At 50.5% G+C, this 15,791-nt stretch carries 16 protein-coding genes; 4 read left to right on the forward strand and 12 right to left on the reverse strand.

Annotated features, from left to right (window positions below):
* Together BHE85_RS16875 and fumD are read right to left on the reverse strand one after the other, a co-directional pair.
* On the reverse strand, nucleotides 1–189 hold a 189-nt coding region (locus BHE85_RS16875), incomplete at its 3' end, for an IS1 family transposase (RefSeq protein WP_047204290.1).
* Nucleotides 190–457: 268 nt separating this feature from the next.
* Entirely contained in the window at nucleotides 458–667 is a 210-nt protein-coding gene (fumD, locus tag BHE85_RS16880; RefSeq protein WP_000528340.1) for a fumarate hydratase FumD, read from the reverse strand.
* A gap of 354 nt (nucleotides 668–1,021) precedes the next feature.
* Between fumD and ynhH the strand changes: the two genes are divergently transcribed.
* The 3 genes from ynhH (at nucleotide 1,022) to lpp (ending at nucleotide 3,183) form a co-directional block, all read left to right on the forward strand.
* A complete protein-coding gene (ynhH, locus tag BHE85_RS28085; protein ID WP_245829601.1) occupies nucleotides 1,022–1,216 on the forward strand; it encodes a protein YnhH in 195 nt (64 codons plus the stop codon).
* A 7-nt stretch (nucleotides 1,217–1,223) separates the two neighbouring features.
* A complete protein-coding gene (gene pykF, locus BHE85_RS16885) occupies nucleotides 1,224–2,636 on the forward strand; it encodes a pyruvate kinase PykF (RefSeq protein ID WP_001295403.1) in 1,413 nt (470 codons plus the stop codon).
* Between the two features lie 310 nt (nucleotides 2,637–2,946).
* Nucleotides 2,947–3,183 (forward strand): murein lipoprotein Lpp, encoded by a 237-nt coding sequence (gene lpp / locus BHE85_RS16890; RefSeq protein WP_000648420.1) that lies wholly within the window; start codon nucleotides 2,947–2,949, stop codon nucleotides 3,181–3,183.
* A 62-nt stretch (nucleotides 3,184–3,245) separates the two neighbouring features.
* On the opposite strand, the gene ldtE is transcribed toward lpp, so the two are convergent.
* The 10 genes from ldtE to ydiJ all read right to left on the reverse strand — a co-directional run bounded on the left by ldtE (nucleotide 3,246) and on the right by ydiJ (nucleotide 14,210).
* A complete protein-coding gene (gene ldtE, locus BHE85_RS16895) occupies nucleotides 3,246–4,250 on the reverse strand; it encodes a L,D-transpeptidase LdtE (RefSeq protein ID WP_000817087.1) in 1,005 nt (334 codons plus the stop codon).
* A gap of 148 nt (nucleotides 4,251–4,398) precedes the next feature.
* Nucleotides 4,399–4,815, reverse strand: coding sequence for a cysteine desulfuration protein SufE (gene sufE, locus BHE85_RS16900; protein ID WP_001196526.1), 417 nt, complete (start codon nucleotides 4,813–4,815; stop codon nucleotides 4,399–4,401).
* 12 nt (nucleotides 4,816–4,827) lie between these two features.
* Nucleotides 4,828–6,048 carry a cysteine desulfurase SufS gene (sufS, locus tag BHE85_RS16905; protein ID WP_000144558.1) on the reverse strand — a complete coding sequence of 407 codons (1,221 nt, stop codon included), beginning with the start codon at nucleotides 6,046–6,048 and terminating at the stop codon, nucleotides 4,828–4,830.
* On the reverse strand, nucleotides 6,045–7,316 hold the full coding sequence (gene sufD / locus BHE85_RS16910) for a Fe-S cluster assembly protein SufD (RefSeq protein WP_000908022.1): 1,272 nt from the start codon (nucleotides 7,314–7,316) through the stop codon (nucleotides 6,045–6,047). Before sufD ends, sufS begins: the two co-directional genes overlap by 4 nt.
* Nucleotides 7,291–8,037, reverse strand: coding sequence for a Fe-S cluster assembly ATPase SufC (gene sufC / locus BHE85_RS16915; protein ID WP_000948855.1), 747 nt, complete (start codon nucleotides 8,035–8,037; stop codon nucleotides 7,291–7,293). Before sufC ends, sufD begins: the two co-directional genes overlap by 26 nt.
* A 9-nt stretch (nucleotides 8,038–8,046) precedes the next feature.
* Nucleotides 8,047–9,534, reverse strand: coding sequence for a Fe-S cluster assembly protein SufB (gene sufB / locus BHE85_RS16920; protein ID WP_000089364.1), 1,488 nt, complete (start codon nucleotides 9,532–9,534; stop codon nucleotides 8,047–8,049).
* Nucleotides 9,535–9,542: 8 nt separating this feature from the next.
* Complete coding sequence (sufA, locus tag BHE85_RS16925) at nucleotides 9,543–9,911, reverse strand: Fe-S cluster assembly scaffold SufA (RefSeq protein ID WP_000367160.1); 369 nt, start codon at nucleotides 9,909–9,911, stop codon at nucleotides 9,543–9,545.
* 547 nt (nucleotides 9,912–10,458) lie between these two features.
* Complete coding sequence (locus BHE85_RS16930; protein WP_001296104.1) at nucleotides 10,459–10,647, reverse strand: YdiH family protein; 189 nt, start codon at nucleotides 10,645–10,647, stop codon at nucleotides 10,459–10,461.
* Between the two features lie 99 nt (nucleotides 10,648–10,746).
* Complete coding sequence (menI, locus tag BHE85_RS16935) at nucleotides 10,747–11,157, reverse strand: 1,4-dihydroxy-2-naphthoyl-CoA hydrolase (protein WP_000637981.1); 411 nt, start codon at nucleotides 11,155–11,157, stop codon at nucleotides 10,747–10,749.
* Nucleotides 11,154–14,210 (reverse strand): D-2-hydroxyglutarate dehydrogenase YdiJ, encoded by a 3,057-nt coding sequence (gene ydiJ / locus BHE85_RS16940; protein ID WP_000613029.1) that lies wholly within the window; start codon nucleotides 14,208–14,210, stop codon nucleotides 11,154–11,156. The genes menI and ydiJ overlap by 4 nt, the downstream gene beginning before the upstream one ends.
* Nucleotides 14,211–14,598: 388 nt before the next feature.
* On the opposite strand from ydiJ, the gene ydiK reads away from it, so the two are divergent.
* Nucleotides 14,599–15,711, forward strand: a complete 1,113-nt coding sequence (gene ydiK, locus BHE85_RS16945; protein ID WP_000248636.1) for an AI-2E family transporter YdiK — start codon at nucleotides 14,599–14,601, stop codon at nucleotides 15,709–15,711.
* Nucleotides 15,712–15,791: the final 80 nt, after the last annotated feature.

Here is a 15,791-nt window from a genome sequence, read left to right on the forward strand (position 1 = left end):
GCCATTCATGGCCATATCAATGATTTTCTGGTGCGTACCGGGCTGAGAGGCGGTGTAAGTGAACTGTAGTTGCCATGTTTTACGGCAATGAGAGCAGAGATAGCGCTGATGTCCGGCAGTGCTTTTGCCGTTACGCACCACGCCTTCAGTAGCGGAGCAGGAAGGACATCTGATGGAAATGGAAGCCACGCAAGCACCTTAAAATCACCATCATACACTAAATCAGTAAGTTGGCAGCATTACCGTGAACTGATATTTATTATCATTTGAAATAAATTTAACTTAAGCGACAATTATTTGTGACGTTCATTGCAGAAAATAAAAATAATATTATCGTTATAAATTAAAATACATACCGCAATTCGTATAATTTCAGCAGTTGTTATTTAGAATGATTAACTGGACCGCAACTGAAGCAAGAATATCAGGATGAAGCTTACCGCCTCATCCTGAATGGTCATTTTACCAGTGCGTTAATGACGGTTTCCATCGCCTGCTTATCCAGCTCACTGCGCTGAATGCGTTTATTGGCTAATGCTGTACGTAATACGCCTGCGATAACAATATGCTTTGGTTCCTGCCCCAGATCGCGCATTTCCAGCACAACTTTACCGACAACTCTGCACATTTCTCGGTACAGTTCATCCTCTTTTGTCCGATTTCCCATTCTTTATACCTATTTATCATGCCAACTATCAGCATATATCAATCTAACCAATTAAACAAAAATCAAACAAAATCAGACAAATAACGCGATAAATTATTTTAACTGTAGCAATTGAGCGATGATATATTTATACACCGGATGAACTTTCACTTATCCTCACACTGACAACTTTGGCACCAGACGTTGCGCAAACAGCGAAGTTTTTGCGTAACCTTTTCCCTGGAACGTTAAATCTTTGATAACAATTTATTGTCTAACAAGTTGTATATTTTTTGAAACGCTGTTTTTGTTTTCCTTTTGGATTAATTTCAGCGTATAATGCGCGCCAATTGACTCTTGAATGGTTTCAGCACTTTGGACTGTAGAACTCAACGACTCAAAAACAGGCACTCACGTTGGGCTGAGACACAAGCACACATTCCTCTGCACGCTTTTTCGATGTCACTTATCCTTAGAGCGAGGCACCACCACTTTCGTAATACCGGATTCGCTTTCCGGCAGTGCGCCCAGAAAGCAAGTTTCTCCCATCCTTCTCAACTTAAAGACTAAGACTGTCATGAAAAAGACCAAAATTGTTTGCACCATCGGACCGAAAACCGAATCTGAAGAGATGTTAGCTAAAATGCTGGACGCTGGCATGAACGTTATGCGTCTGAACTTCTCTCATGGTGACTATGCAGAACACGGTCAGCGCATTCAGAATCTGCGCAACGTGATGAGCAAAACTGGTAAAACCGCCGCTATCCTGCTTGATACCAAAGGTCCGGAAATCCGCACCATGAAACTGGAAGGCGGTAACGACGTTTCTCTGAAAGCTGGTCAGACCTTTACTTTCACCACTGATAAATCTGTTATCGGCAACAGCGAAATGGTTGCGGTAACGTATGAAGGTTTCACTACTGACCTGTCAGTTGGCAACACCGTACTGGTTGACGATGGTCTGATCGGTATGGAAGTTACCGCCATTGAAGGTAACAAAGTTATCTGTAAAGTGCTGAACAACGGTGACCTGGGCGAAAACAAAGGTGTGAACCTGCCTGGCGTTTCCATTGCTCTGCCAGCACTGGCTGAAAAAGACAAACAGGACCTGATCTTTGGTTGCGAACAAGGCGTAGACTTTGTTGCTGCTTCCTTTATTCGTAAGCGTTCTGACGTTATCGAAATCCGTGAGCACCTGAAAGCGCACGGCGGCGAAAACATCCACATCATCTCCAAAATCGAAAACCAGGAAGGCCTCAACAACTTCGACGAAATCCTCGAAGCCTCTGACGGCATCATGGTTGCGCGTGGCGACCTGGGTGTAGAAATCCCGGTAGAAGAAGTTATCTTCGCCCAGAAGATGATGATCGAAAAATGTATCCGTGCACGTAAAGTCGTTATCACTGCGACCCAGATGCTGGATTCCATGATCAAAAACCCACGCCCGACTCGCGCAGAAGCCGGTGACGTTGCAAACGCCATCCTCGACGGTACTGATGCAGTGATGCTGTCTGGTGAATCCGCAAAAGGTAAATACCCGCTGGAAGCGGTTTCTATCATGGCGACCATCTGCGAACGTACCGACCGCGTGATGAACAGCCGTCTCGAGTTCAACAATGACAACCGTAAACTGCGCATTACCGAAGCGGTATGCCGTGGTGCCGTTGAAACTGCTGAAAAACTGGATGCTCCGCTGATCGTGGTTGCTACTCAGGGCGGTAAATCTGCTCGCGCAGTACGTAAATACTTCCCGGATGCCACCATCCTGGCACTGACCACCAACGAAAAAACGGCTCATCAGTTGGTACTGAGCAAAGGCGTTGTGCCGCAGCTGGTTAAAGAGATCACTTCTACTGATGATTTCTACCGTCTGGGTAAAGAACTGGCTCTGCAGAGCGGTCTGGCACACAAAGGTGACGTTGTAGTTATGGTTTCTGGTGCACTGGTACCGAGCGGCACTACTAACACCGCATCTGTTCACGTCCTGTAATATTGCTTTTGTGAATTAATTTGTATATCGAAGCGCCCTGATGGGCGCTTTTTTTATTTAATCGATAACCAGAAGCAATAAAAAATCAAATCGGATTTCACTATATAATCTCACTTTATCTAAGATGAATCCGATGGAAGCATCCTGTTTTCTCTCAATTTTTTTATCTAAAACCCAGCGTTCGATGCTTCTTTGAGCGAACGATCAAAAATAAGTGCCTTCCCATCAAAAAAATATTCTCAACATAAAAAACTTTGTGTAATACTTGTAACGCTACATGGAGATTAACTCAATCTAGAGGGTATTAATAATGAAAGCTACTAAACTGGTACTGGGCGCGGTAATCCTGGGTTCTACTCTGCTGGCAGGTTGCTCCAGCAACGCTAAAATCGATCAGCTGTCTTCTGACGTTCAGACTCTGAACGCTAAAGTTGACCAGCTGAGCAACGACGTGAACGCAATGCGTTCCGACGTTCAGGCTGCTAAAGATGACGCAGCTCGTGCTAACCAGCGTCTGGACAACATGGCTACTAAATACCGCAAGTAATAGTACCTGTGAAGTGAAAAATGGCGCACATTGTGCGCATTTTTTTTGTCTGCTATTTACCACTACTGCCTCGCGCGTAACATATTCCCTTGCTCTGGTTCACCATTCTGCGCTGACTCTACTGAAGGCGCATTGCTGGCTGCGGGAGTTGCTCCACTGCTCACCGAAACCGGATACCCTGCCCGACGATACAACGCTTTATCGACTAACTTCTGATCTACAGCCTTATTGTCTTTAAATTGCGTAAAGCCTGCTGGCAGTGTGTATGGCATTGTCTGAACGTTCTGCTGTTCTTCTGCCGATAGTGGTCGATGTACTTCAACATAACGCATCCCGTTAGGCTCCACGGAATATTTCACCGGTTCGTTGATCACTTTCACCGGCGTTCCCGTCCGCACGCTGGAGAATAAGGCTTTAATATCCGGTGCATTCATGCGAATACAGCCCGAACTGACGCGTAAACCGACGCTGTCCGGCGCACTGGTACCATGAATGAGGTATTCGCCATTACCATGCGCGAAGCGCAGTGCGTAACGTCCTAGCGGGTTATTTGGTCCGGCAGGAACGACTGGCAGTAATTTAATGCCACGCTCCAGCGAACGTTGACGAATGCCTGCCGTAGGCGTCCAGGTTGGATTAGGGATTTTCTGCCCCACACGCGTTTCCATCACCGGCGTTTCCAGCCCCTGCAAGCCAATACCTATCGGATAAACCTGCACGATATTTTCTCCCGGCGGATAATAATAAAGGCGCAGCTCTGCAAGGTTAACGATAATCCCCTGACGCGGTGCATCAGGTAATAACAGTTGTGAAGGAATAGTTATCGTCGTACCAGGTTTTGGCACCGGGGCGATAGTGTTATTGGCTTCAAGGATCAACATTGCCGCAGTATCAAAACGTCGGGCAATAGCCTGAAGGTTTTTATCCCCTTCTTGCACCGTATACGTTTGATTTTGCCCAACCAGTCGGCTTCCGGTTGGTGGTAGCGGATAATCAACCGCCCAGGCAGCCTGGATGGCGCTAAAAGCGCCGATAAGCGTGAGTGTAAGCAAAGACGCGCGTTTCATTGTAAACCTCCTGTATTTGCCGGAGACTCACGCTGAAACGTCGGATGGCGCTTATGTTCACCTGAAACCAAAACACTCCTGTGCAGGTCAGTGTAAACATTGACCATCCGGCAATGTGAGCCAACCGGATGAAAGCTGTCCCTTTAGTTTAGCTAAGTGCAGCGGCTTTGGCGCGAATTGCGCGAATCATCGCTTCCAGACCTTGTGAACGAGATGGGGTGAGATGTTGGGTGAGCGCCATTTTTTCAAACCACGGACGCACATCGAAATTGACAATATCCTGCGGCGTCATCTGATCGTAGAGAATAAATACGACCGCAATAAGCCCTTTCACAATCGCCGCATCGCTGTCGCCCTGCAATTCAATAATTCCCTGCGCATTCTGGCGCATGACAATCCACACCTGATTCTGGCAGCCCTGAATGCTATTTTGTGGGCTTCGGTCTTCGTCGCGTAATTCTGGCAGACGCTGGCCCAGCTCAATAATGTAGAGATATTTCTCTTCCCAGTTGGCGCAGCGTAAAAAATTACGCAGCAATTTTTCTTTATCCGGCAATAAAGCCATAGTGCCTCCCTGTTATCCCAGCAGACGGTGAATACGTTGCAGGCCGGTCACCAGACGATCCACTTCTTCATGAGTGTTATACATGGCCAGCGACGCCCGACACATCGCAGGGACGTTGTAATAGGCCATTAATGGCATAGCGCAGTGATGTCCGGTACGCACAGCAATGCCGTAATTATCGAGAAAACTGCCAACATCATAGGCGTGGTGTTTACCGAGATTAAAAGCAATAACGCCAAGCCTGTTTTGTGGGCCATAGAGAGTGAGATTCGGTACAGATTCCAGCTGTGATAGCGCGTAATGCATCAGATTCAGTTCATACTCGGCTATGTTATTAAGCCCCAGCACCGAAACATATTCCAGCGCCGCGCCAAGACCAATGATGCCCCCGGTATTGGGTGTACCGGCTTCAAACCGCCATGGTGCTTTGGTCCAGGTAGTGCCTTCACTCAGGCTGACGGTGGCGATCATAGAACCGCCCCCTTCCCACGGCGGCATCTCCTGCAACAAGGCTTCTTTGACATAAAGAATGCCAATCCCGGTGGGGCCATACAGTTTATGCCCGGAAAACACGTAAAAATCGCAATCCAGCGCCTGAACATCCACCGGATGATGCATCACCGCCTGAGCGCCATCCACCAGCACTTTTGCGCCATGCTGGTGCGCAAGCGTGATCATTCCCGCCAGTGGATTTTCTGTGCCAAGCACGTTGGAGACATGAGTAATTGCCAGCAGGCGAGTTTTCTCATCAAACAGCGTATGCAGCGTCTCCAGTTGCAGCGTACCGTCGGGGTTGAGAGGGATCACACGCAGCTCTGCGCCAACGCGTGCGCAAAGCATCTGCCAGGGGACAATGTTAGCGTGGTGCTCCATCTGACTGATGATGATGTTATCGCCCGCCCGCACATTGCTGTTGCCCCAGCTATTGGCGACCAGATTGATCCCTTCCGTCGTGCCGCGGACGAACACCAGCTCTTCCGCCGAACGGGCATTAATAAACAGCGATGCCCGCTTGCGCACGTTCTCCATTTTCTCGGTCGCCTGGGCGCTTAAGGTATGAATACCGCGATGCACCGCCGCGTAGCCATGACGATAAAACTCGGCCTCGGCGTCAATCACCTGGCTCGGTTTCTGTGCACTGGCGGCGCTGTCGAGATAAGCCAGCGGCAAACCGTTTACCTCACGCGAAAGCACCGGAAAGTCGGCCCGCACTTTGTCGACGGAAAAAGTCATCTTGCACCTCCTGGCAGCCGTTGACCGATTCGGGCCAGCACCTGCTGTTTAAGCCCCTCATCACGCAGTGCTTCCGTCAGTTCGGCAGCAAAGGCGTAAATGATCATCTGCTGGGCATCCTGCTGATTGATCCCGCGCGAGCGCAGATAGAACATCTGTTCATCATCAATACGCCCCACCGTCGCGCCGTGGCTGCATTTCACATCATCTGCATAGATTTCCAGCTGCGGTTTCGTATCCACTTCCGCCAGTTTGCCCATCAGCAGATTATTGTTGGTCATCTGACCATCCGTTTTGATGGCGTGCTGCGCGACGTTGATCAAACCGTTAAATACCGCGCGGCCTTTGTCGCTGACGATAGTTTTGTGCAACTGTCGGCTGTTACAAAAACCTTTATTGTGTTCCAGCCAGGTACGGGTATCACACACCTCGTTTTTCACCGGCATCGCCAGGCTATTGATCCGCAGCGTGCTGTTTTCGCCATTGAGTTGCGTACTGGTGTTGTGTCGTAACACTGCGCCACCCAGCAGGAAACTATGGCTAAATGCGGTGGCATCCTCAGCCAGCAACAAATCGTTATGAGCAAAGTGGTGACTGAGCGGGTTTTCAAACGCCAGCTTGATATGCTGCAAGTGGGCGTTCGCTGCGACATTGATAGTGAACCGTGCCCCGGTAAAATGACGAGCATCATTAAGGCTGACAAAATGTTCGATCACCGTTGCTTCGGCACCTTCCGCCAGATCCAGATGATGCCGGTAATGGGCAGTGTTCACCTCTTCACCTGCCACGCCCTGGGTGATATACATTAACAGCAATGGCTTTGCCGGCCGTTGACCGCGCTTCACGGCGATATGCGTCACGCTTTGTGCCAGGCTTTCCGTCAAATGCAGAAACACTTCCGCCTGAATAGCGTCGGGTAACCCCTGACGGTCGTCGTTAATGCTCACTTCATATCCGCTGCCTTCAATTGCATCGCTCAGCGCGGGCACGTAACGTCCATCGACAAACACCAGCCGCACGGCGTCTAACGTTAACGCTAAGGCATCACGCTGCTGTGGGGATATCTCCCCCGCAATGCTGACAAACTGGCTATTGGTCAGCCCTTCCAGCGACGTATATTTCCAGTTTTCATGTTTACGTGTCGGCAGTCCGGTACGCAGCAATTGTTGTAAATGCTGCTGTGCTTGCGGGGAGCGTTTTGTCCCTTCAGCTTCAAACAAGTGATGCCACTGTTGCAGCGCGTTACTGCTGTTCGGTAAGCCAGCCATAACCCTGCTCCTCCAGTTGTTTGACCAACGTGAAATCGCCGGATTTCACAATTCGTCCCTGATATAGCACATGGACGTAATCAGGCTTGATGTAGTCGAGAATGCGTTGGTAGTGCGTAACAATGATGAATGAGCGCTTGCCATCACGCAGGGAGTTCACGCCATCGGCGACCACTTTTAATGCGTCAATATCCAGCCCGGAGTCCGACTCATCAAGAATGCATAACTCCGGTTCCAGCACCGCCATTTGCAAAATATCGTTGCGCTTTTTCTCGCCGCCGGAAAAACCAACGTTTACCGAACGGGTTAATAAATCTTCCGGCATCTTCAGGAGAGCGATTTTCTCTTCCATCAAATCCTGAAAATCAAAGCGGTCGAGCGTTTCCTGGCCGCGATAGCTGCGCACTGCATTAAGTGCCGTTTGCAGGAAAAACTGGTTACTGACGCCTGGAATCTCCACCGGATACTGGAAGGCCATAAAGATGCCTTCGCCTGCACGATCTTCCGGCGACAGTGCAAGCAAATCTTTGCCTTTGAACTCAACCGTGCCGCCCGTCACTTCATAATCTTCGCGCCCGGCAAGCGTTGCCGATAAGGTACTTTTGCCCGAACCGTTTGGCCCCATAATGGCGTGAACTTCGCCGGGACGAACGGCGAGGCTTAATCCACGCAGGATAGCTTTATCTTCCACGCTGACGTGTAAATCTTTAATACTTAACATGTTTATTCCTTATCCGACGCTGTGTTCAAGACTGATCGCGAGGAGTTTTTGTGCTTCAACGGCAAATTCCAGCGGCAGTTCTGAGAACACGTCTTTGCAGAAACCGTTAACAATCATCGAGATGGCGTCTTCTTCGCTGATCCCGCGTTGCAGGCAGTAAAACAGTTGATCTTCACCAATACGTGATGTCGTTGCCTCGTGCTCCAGTTGTGCGCTGTTATTGCGACATTCGACATACGGGAAGGTATGCGCCCCACAATTAGCGCCAATCAGCATTGAGTCGCACTGAGTGAAATTGCGCGCATTGGTTGCCGTCGGCATGATTTTCACTAAGCCGCGATAACTGTTCTGACTATGTCCGGCAGAGATCCCTTTCGAGATAATGGTCGATTTGGTGTTTTTACCGATGTGGATCATCTTGGTGCCGGTATCCGCTTGCTGATGACCGCTGGTCAGCGCCACTGAGTAAAACTCACCAATGGAGTTATCGCCGCGCAAAATGCAGCTGGGATATTTCCACGTAATCGCGGACCCGGTTTCTGATTGCGTCCATGACATTTTGCTGTTTTCGCCTTCGCACAAAGCACGCTTGGTGACGAAGTTGAGAATACCGCCGGTGTTGTTATCGCCAGGGAACCAGTTTTGTACCGTGGAATATTTCACCTCGGCGTTTTTATGGATGATGACTTCCACCACTGCCGCGTGTAACTGATAGCTGTCACGCACCGGAGCGGAACAGCCTTCAATGTAGCTGACGTAGCTGTCTTCGTCGGCCACCAGAATGGTGCGCTCAAACTGCCCGGTTTTTTCCGCGTTAATGCGAAAATAGGTGGAAAGTTCCATCGGGCAGCGCACGCCTTTAGGCACATAAATAAACGTACCGTCAGAGGCTACCGCCGCATTAAGCGCGGCAAAGAAGTTGTCATTCCCCGGCACCACGGTGCCGAGATATTTACGCACCAGTTCCGGGTGATCGTGGATCGCCTCACCAAAGGAACAGAAAATAATTCCCTGCTCCGCCAGTTTTTCGCGATAAGTAGTGGCAACCGAAACAGAGTCGAAAATGGCATCCACCGCCACCTCTTTGCCTTCCCGCACGGGAACGCCCAACTGCTCAAACGCCGCCTCCACCTCTTTACTTAAAAAGGCGTTCGCGCCAGTTTGCTGCACCGCGCCAGGTTCAGACGCGCAAGTGTCGTCACAATTACCGCACGATGGTGCTGAGTAGTAGCTGTAATCCTGATAATTCAGCTTGTCGTAGTGCGCTTTCAACCAGTGCGGTTCTTCCATCTCCAGCCATGCGCGATAGGCGTTTAGACGAAACTCCAGCATCCACTCCGGCTCATTACGCTTCGCCGAAATTGCGCGCACCACCTCTTCGTTTATCCCCTTTGCCAGCTCATCGGTGGCTAACTGGGTGAAGAATCCTTCTTTATAATTCAGCGGGCCGCCGGTCCAGGTTTTGACATCGTCAGTTGCTTCAGTATTACGAGACATAGTACCGCCTATACCCCAAAGCTTTCGCCACAGCCACATTCATTCTGGGCTTTAGGGTTGTGAAATTTGAATATCTGATTAAGTCCTTCACGAACGAAATCGACTTCCGTGCCATCAATAAACGGCATCGCTTGCAGCGGGACAAACAGCTTCGCGCCGTCGTGTTCAAACAGCAGATCGTCTTTGTCCGGCTCGCTAACACTGTCGAGCACATAGCCAAAGCCCGCGCAGCCCGTTTGCTTCACGCCTAAACGCACGCCGACCATACCCGGCTGCTTTGCCACCAGCTCACGGATGTGTATCGCCGCTGCGGGTGTCAGCGTTAAGCCTTGCCAGGCGAAATCTTGTGGGTTAAAGGTTCCTGAATGCATGTCCATCGATTTACCTCACTTCATCGCTTTCAGCGTATAACAGCATGTTGGTGATAATGATTATCAGTTCAACCCAGCAAACGCAGGGGCTTTACCGTAAAACATGCTTTTTGCCTGCTTTTAATAAGCATAGACCCTGATGTGTGGGTTAACAGGCACGCTAAGAATTAGCGTATCTCATTGTTAGATAATGGTTATTATCTAAGGAGCATTAAGGCTGTGATGAAAAAGAAAAAGTTGTATTAAAATGACTATTTAAGAGATAGGTAAAAAAGTGCAGCGTTCAGAAATAAGAAAACCCTTAAGTCTGTGCGACACAGGCTTAAGGGTTTCTACCCCATCCGGCGCTTATCTCCGGCACTCTCAGTGGCTTAGCTCTTGAAGGGGCGATAAGAATAATCTCATAAAGCTAACCCGCCGTTTTAACACAAACTGCGATTAGTATTATTTTTGAACAATATCAGGCGGTAGATAAGCAGTATTAAGAAGGTCATCGAACCTGGACGGAGGTTAATCCAGGTCGATTTGGCGAACTTGCGGCATTAAGTCAGGATCAATGCACGCCCAGACGCCAGGCAAAGTAGATTTCTTCTTTTAATTCAGCAGAAGAGAGAGTAAGCAGGTCAGCAAATTCAAGTTCTAGTTGTTTCAGACGTTTGAGATATTGGGCAGGTGAAAGATTGCTCTGGTCACGGCGTAAAAATTCAATGGCCAGCTGGGTGGGATCAAGTTGAGTAGACATAGCATCCTCGCTTTTAGACAAGACGTGTACAGTATACCACCGTTTACTGTGCAGATAATGACCAAAAGCAATATGCGTCACACTTTTCTGGTGACAACGTCACAAAATGGCGGTCGTCAATCGTGACGAACAGCACAAACGCCCTTTCTCATCGAAGATTTCAATCTGCCAGACCTGGTGACGCGAACCGAGATGCAACGGTTTACATATGCCGCGCACCCGCCCTTCTCGTGCCGAGCGGACGTGATTAGCATTGATTTCCAGACCAACCACTTTTTGCTCACCTTCGGTACATAAATAACCGGCAACGGAACCGATACTTTCGGCCAGTACCACGGATGCTCCTCCATGCAGCAACCCGAAAGGCTGCTTTGTCCGCGAGTCTACTGGCATTGTCGCTTCAAGGGTGTCATCACCAATATGTTCAAAGCGAATATCCAGGAACCCCACCATGTTTCCTTCACCCATAGCATTCAGTGCTTCCAGGGTGATTTTCCGTTTCCATATCATTTAATAATCTCCAGTAAAGCCTGCACAGGATGGCGTACCCCCGTGCCTTCAACCCGTTTTACCTGGCTACGGCAGGAATATCCGGTCGCCAGACAGCGGTTACGCGGCAGTCGCTGCATAGCCTGATGCCAGGATAACTCATAGATCCCGAGCGAATTTTCATGGTTTTTCGCTTCATGTCCGTAAGTCCCTGCCATGCCGCAGCAACCCACGCTGACATTTTCCAGTTTCGCGCCAAAACGGGCAAATATCGCGGCCCATTGTGCTGGCGCACCCGGCAAGGCGGTAACTTCGGTACAGTGACCAAAGAAATACCATGATTCACCGCTGACTGTAGCCACAGGCTGTGACTCAAGTGCGCTTGCCAGCCATTCATTCGCCAGTAAGACGTTAAACTCGCCACGCTCCTCGCCCAGCGCCAGTTTATATTCATCGCGATAACAAAGTACCAGCGCCGGATCGACGCCCACCATTGGCATACCCAGCTTCGCCATACGGTTGAGGAAATCCGCCGTCTTTTTCGCCGTCTTCGCAAAACGATTAAGAAAACCTTTAATATGCTGGGCTTTGCCATTTGGCGAAAATGGCAGTAACACAGGCTGGAAACCTAATTTTTCGACCAGACGGACAAAATCCGCCACCACTTGCGCATCGTAATAGCTGGTAAAGGGGTCCTGCACCACCAACACTGTGCGCGCTTTCTGCTCTGCATTGAGAGATTCAAGCTGTTCCAGCGTCATGTTTGCCGAGCGATGCCCCACCATTTGTTGTTGTAGCGAGGGGACCGACAGCAGCGGCAAATCAACCATGCCGATATGTTTTTCCGAGAGTTTGCGCACCAGCGGCTGGTTAATGAAGAAGTTAAAGGTTTTCGGCGCGCGTGCCATCAGCGGCGCGTAGCTCTCGACCGTAGCGACGAGGTGGTCGCGCAGCGGGCGTAAATAACGGGTGTGATAGAGCTGCAGAAAACGAGAGCGAAACTCCGGCACATCAATTTTGATGGGGCACAGGGTCGAACACGCTTTACAGGCCAGACAGCCCGACATCGCCTCTTTGACTTCGTGTGAGAAGTCATATTCGCCTTTATTCGCATGCCAGCTATTGCGCGTGCGGGCAATTAACGTCCGCAAACTGACGCCGGATTCAGGCAGTTCTTGTTCCAGTTTGAGTGGATCAACGCCGCGATCCGCCAACAAACGCAGCCATTCACGCACCAGCGTTGCGCGCCCTTTCGGTGAATGAATCCGGTTCTGGGTGATCTTCATCGACGGACACATCGGACTACGGGCATCAAAGTTGAAGCATAAACCGTTGCCGTTACACTCCATCGCACCGCGCCACTGCTGGCGTACCGCAATGGGGATCTGCCGATCGAATGTACCGCGCTTCACCGCGTCCACTTTCATCATCGGCGCATCGAGACCTTCTGGCGGGCAAATCTTCCCTGGGTTGAGTCGGTTATGCGGGTCAAATGCCGCTTTCACTTTGCGCAGTTCTGCAAAAAGTTCCTCACCGAAAAACGCCGGGCTGTATTCAGCGCGAAAACCTTTGCCGTGCTCGCCCCACAACAAACCACCGTATTTCGCAGTCAGCGCCACCACGTCATCAGAGATTTGCTTCATCAAAATCTCTTGTTGAGGATCGCACATATCCAGCTCTGGACGGACGTGCAAGACACCTGCGTCGACGTGACCGAACATACCGTAGCTTAAGCCGTGGCTGTCGAGCAGCGCGCGAAATTCAGCAATATAATCCGCCAGGTGTTCCGGCGGTACGCAGGTATCCTCAGCAAACGGAATTGGCTTAGCGGCACCTTTGGCATTGCCAAGCAGACCAACGGCTTTTTTGCGCATTGCATAGATACGTTCAACCCCCGCCAGCTCACGGCACACCTGCCAGCCGATGACACCTGCTTGATGACTGGCGATCAGCTCATCCAACCGCGCACAGAGTGCATTTACCCGCTCATCAATCAGCGCCTCATCATCACCAGCAAATTCCACAATGTTCAGCCCGAGCATCTCTTGGTCAGGCACATCGGTAATCAACTCGCTGACGGAATGCCAGACAATATCTTCCCGCGCCAGATTCAGCACTTTTGAGTCCACCGTCTCTACCGAAAGCGCCCGCGCCTCAACCATAAACGGCGCGTTACGCAGCGCAGAGTCAAAAGAGTCATATTTGACGTTCACCAGACGGCGCACTTTAGGCAAGCGCGTAATATCCAGCCGCGCTTCGGTAATAAAGGCCAGCGTCCCTTCTGAACCCGTCAGAATGCGCGTCAGGTCGAACTCGGTCATCTCATCGTTAAAGACATGACGCAGATCGTAACCGGTAAGAAAGCGGTTAAGTTTGGGGAAGTTGTCGATAATTAACTGGCGTTGCTGACGGCAACGTTGATAAACCGTGTTATAAATTCGCCCGATTGTGGTATTGGATTTACCCAGCGTTTCCGCCAATTCGACGGGTAAAGGTTGCGTATCGAGAACATCGCCCCCCAACAACACCGCGCGTACGCCAAGTACGTGATCTGACGTTTTGCCATAGACCAGCGATCCCTGACCGGATGCATCGGTATTGATCATCCCACCGAGCGTTGCCCGGTTGCTGGTCGAAAGTTCCGGCGCAAAAAAGTAGCCGAACGGTTTCAGGTACTGATTGAGTTGATCTTTTATCACCCCGGCCTCAACGCGCACCCAGCCCTCTTCAGGGTTAATTTCGATGATGCGGTTCATATGGCGGGACATATCAACAATAATCCCCTGGTTGAGCGCCTGACCGTTAGTGCCGGTGCCGCCGCCGCGGGGGGTAAAGATCAGCGATGAATAGCGTTCCTGCGCGGCAAGACGGGCGATCAGCGCCACATCTGCGGTTGAACGCGGAAATACCACCGCATCGGGGAGAAGTTGGTAAATACTGTTGTCGGTCGACATTGTCAGACGATCGGCATAACTTGTCGCCGTATCGCCGGTAAAACCTTGTTGCTCCAGCTCTTGCAAAAAATTAAGCACCAGTTGAACGACGCCGGGTGCCTGAGAAATCTGTGGAATCATTATATTGCCCCTTTCCTGCGGTCTGTGATGTAGGTCGATACACTATTCTTTCAGGCGGCTGCAATAGCGCACTGAAAGGTGATGTTTATTTACTCTATGGATTTCGAGTTGCAGGAAGGCGGCAAGCGAGTGAACTCCAGGAGCTTACAATAGTAAGTGACTGGGGTGAACGAACGTAGCCGCAGCACATGCAACTTGAAATACGACGAGTAAATCGTTTGCGTGTTGCCTGAGTTGTTGTACCACATTTTTTTCTAACACGCCCATCAGAATTAAGGGCAGAATCGGCCTGTTAAAAACCGCTGAAATTGCTCATCATTATGCAGGTGAGTTTCGCGTGTTCACGTCGCGTCGACGATTTGACGCACAAAAAAGGTGAAAAGTAGTTATGGTAAATGTTCGTCAGCCCAGGGATGTCGCACAAATTCTGCTTTCGGTGCTGTTTTTAGCCATCATGATTGTGGCATGTCTGTGGATTGTTCAACCCTTTATTCTCGGCTTTGCATGGGCCGGTACGGTGGTTATCGCCACCTGGCCGGTATTGTTACGTTTGCAAAAGATCATGTTTGGCCGCCGCTCTCTCGCCGTTCTGGTGATGACGCTGTTATTAGTGATGGTGTTTATCATCCCTATTGCTTTGCTGGTTAACAGTATCGTCGACGGCAGCGGCCCGCTAATTAAAGCCATTTCCAGCGGCGACATGACGTTACCCGATCTGGCGTGGCTTAATACCATTCCGGTGATTGGCGCGAAGCTGTATGCAGGCTGGCACAACTTGCTGGATATGGGGGGGACGGCGATCATGGCGAAAGTCCGCCCTTATATTGGCACCACCACCACCTGGTTCGTTGGGCAGGCGGCGCATATCGGGCGCTTTATGGTGCATTGTGCGCTGATGCTTCTCTTCAGTGCCCTGCTGTACTGGCGCGGTGAACAGGTGGCACAAGGCATTCGCCATTTTGCAACCCGTCTGGCAGGCGTTCGCGGAGATGCCGCCGTACTGCTGGCGGCACAGGCTATCCGCGCGGTGGCGCTGGGTGTGGTGGTGACGGCGTTAGTACAGGCAGTGCTTGGCGGTATCGGCCTCGCCGTATCCGGCGTACCTTATGCAACGTTGCTAACGGTGTTAATGATCCTCTCCTGCCTTGTCCAGCTTGGCCCGTTGCCGGTACTGATTCCGGCGATTATCTGGCTCTACTGGACTGGCGATACCACCTGGGGAACGGTATTGTTAGTGTGGAGCGGTGTGGTTGGCACGCTGGATAACGTCATCCGCCCAATGTTAATTCGCATGGGTGCCGATTTACCGCTGATCCTGATCCTCTCTGGTGTTATTGGTGGTTTGATTGCTTTCGGGATGATCGGTCTGTTTATTGGTCCGGTTCTGTTAGCCGTTTCCTGGCGTCTGTTTGCCGCGTGGGTGGAAGAAGTCCCGCCGCCGACGGACCAACCGGAAGAAATTCTCGAAGAACTTGGCGAAATCGAGAAACCGAATAAGTAATTTCTCATCAGCGGCTCTGCCGCCTGATTGTTAACCCCCGCTAATTGATATTTGCTTGCTCTTCCCCATATTTTCCTGCT

Origin of the sequence: Shigella sp. FC1567 (assembly GCF_001743015.1) — a bacterium.
In the GTDB taxonomy this organism is placed as follows: Bacteria; Pseudomonadota; Gammaproteobacteria; order Enterobacterales; family Enterobacteriaceae; genus Escherichia; species Escherichia coli.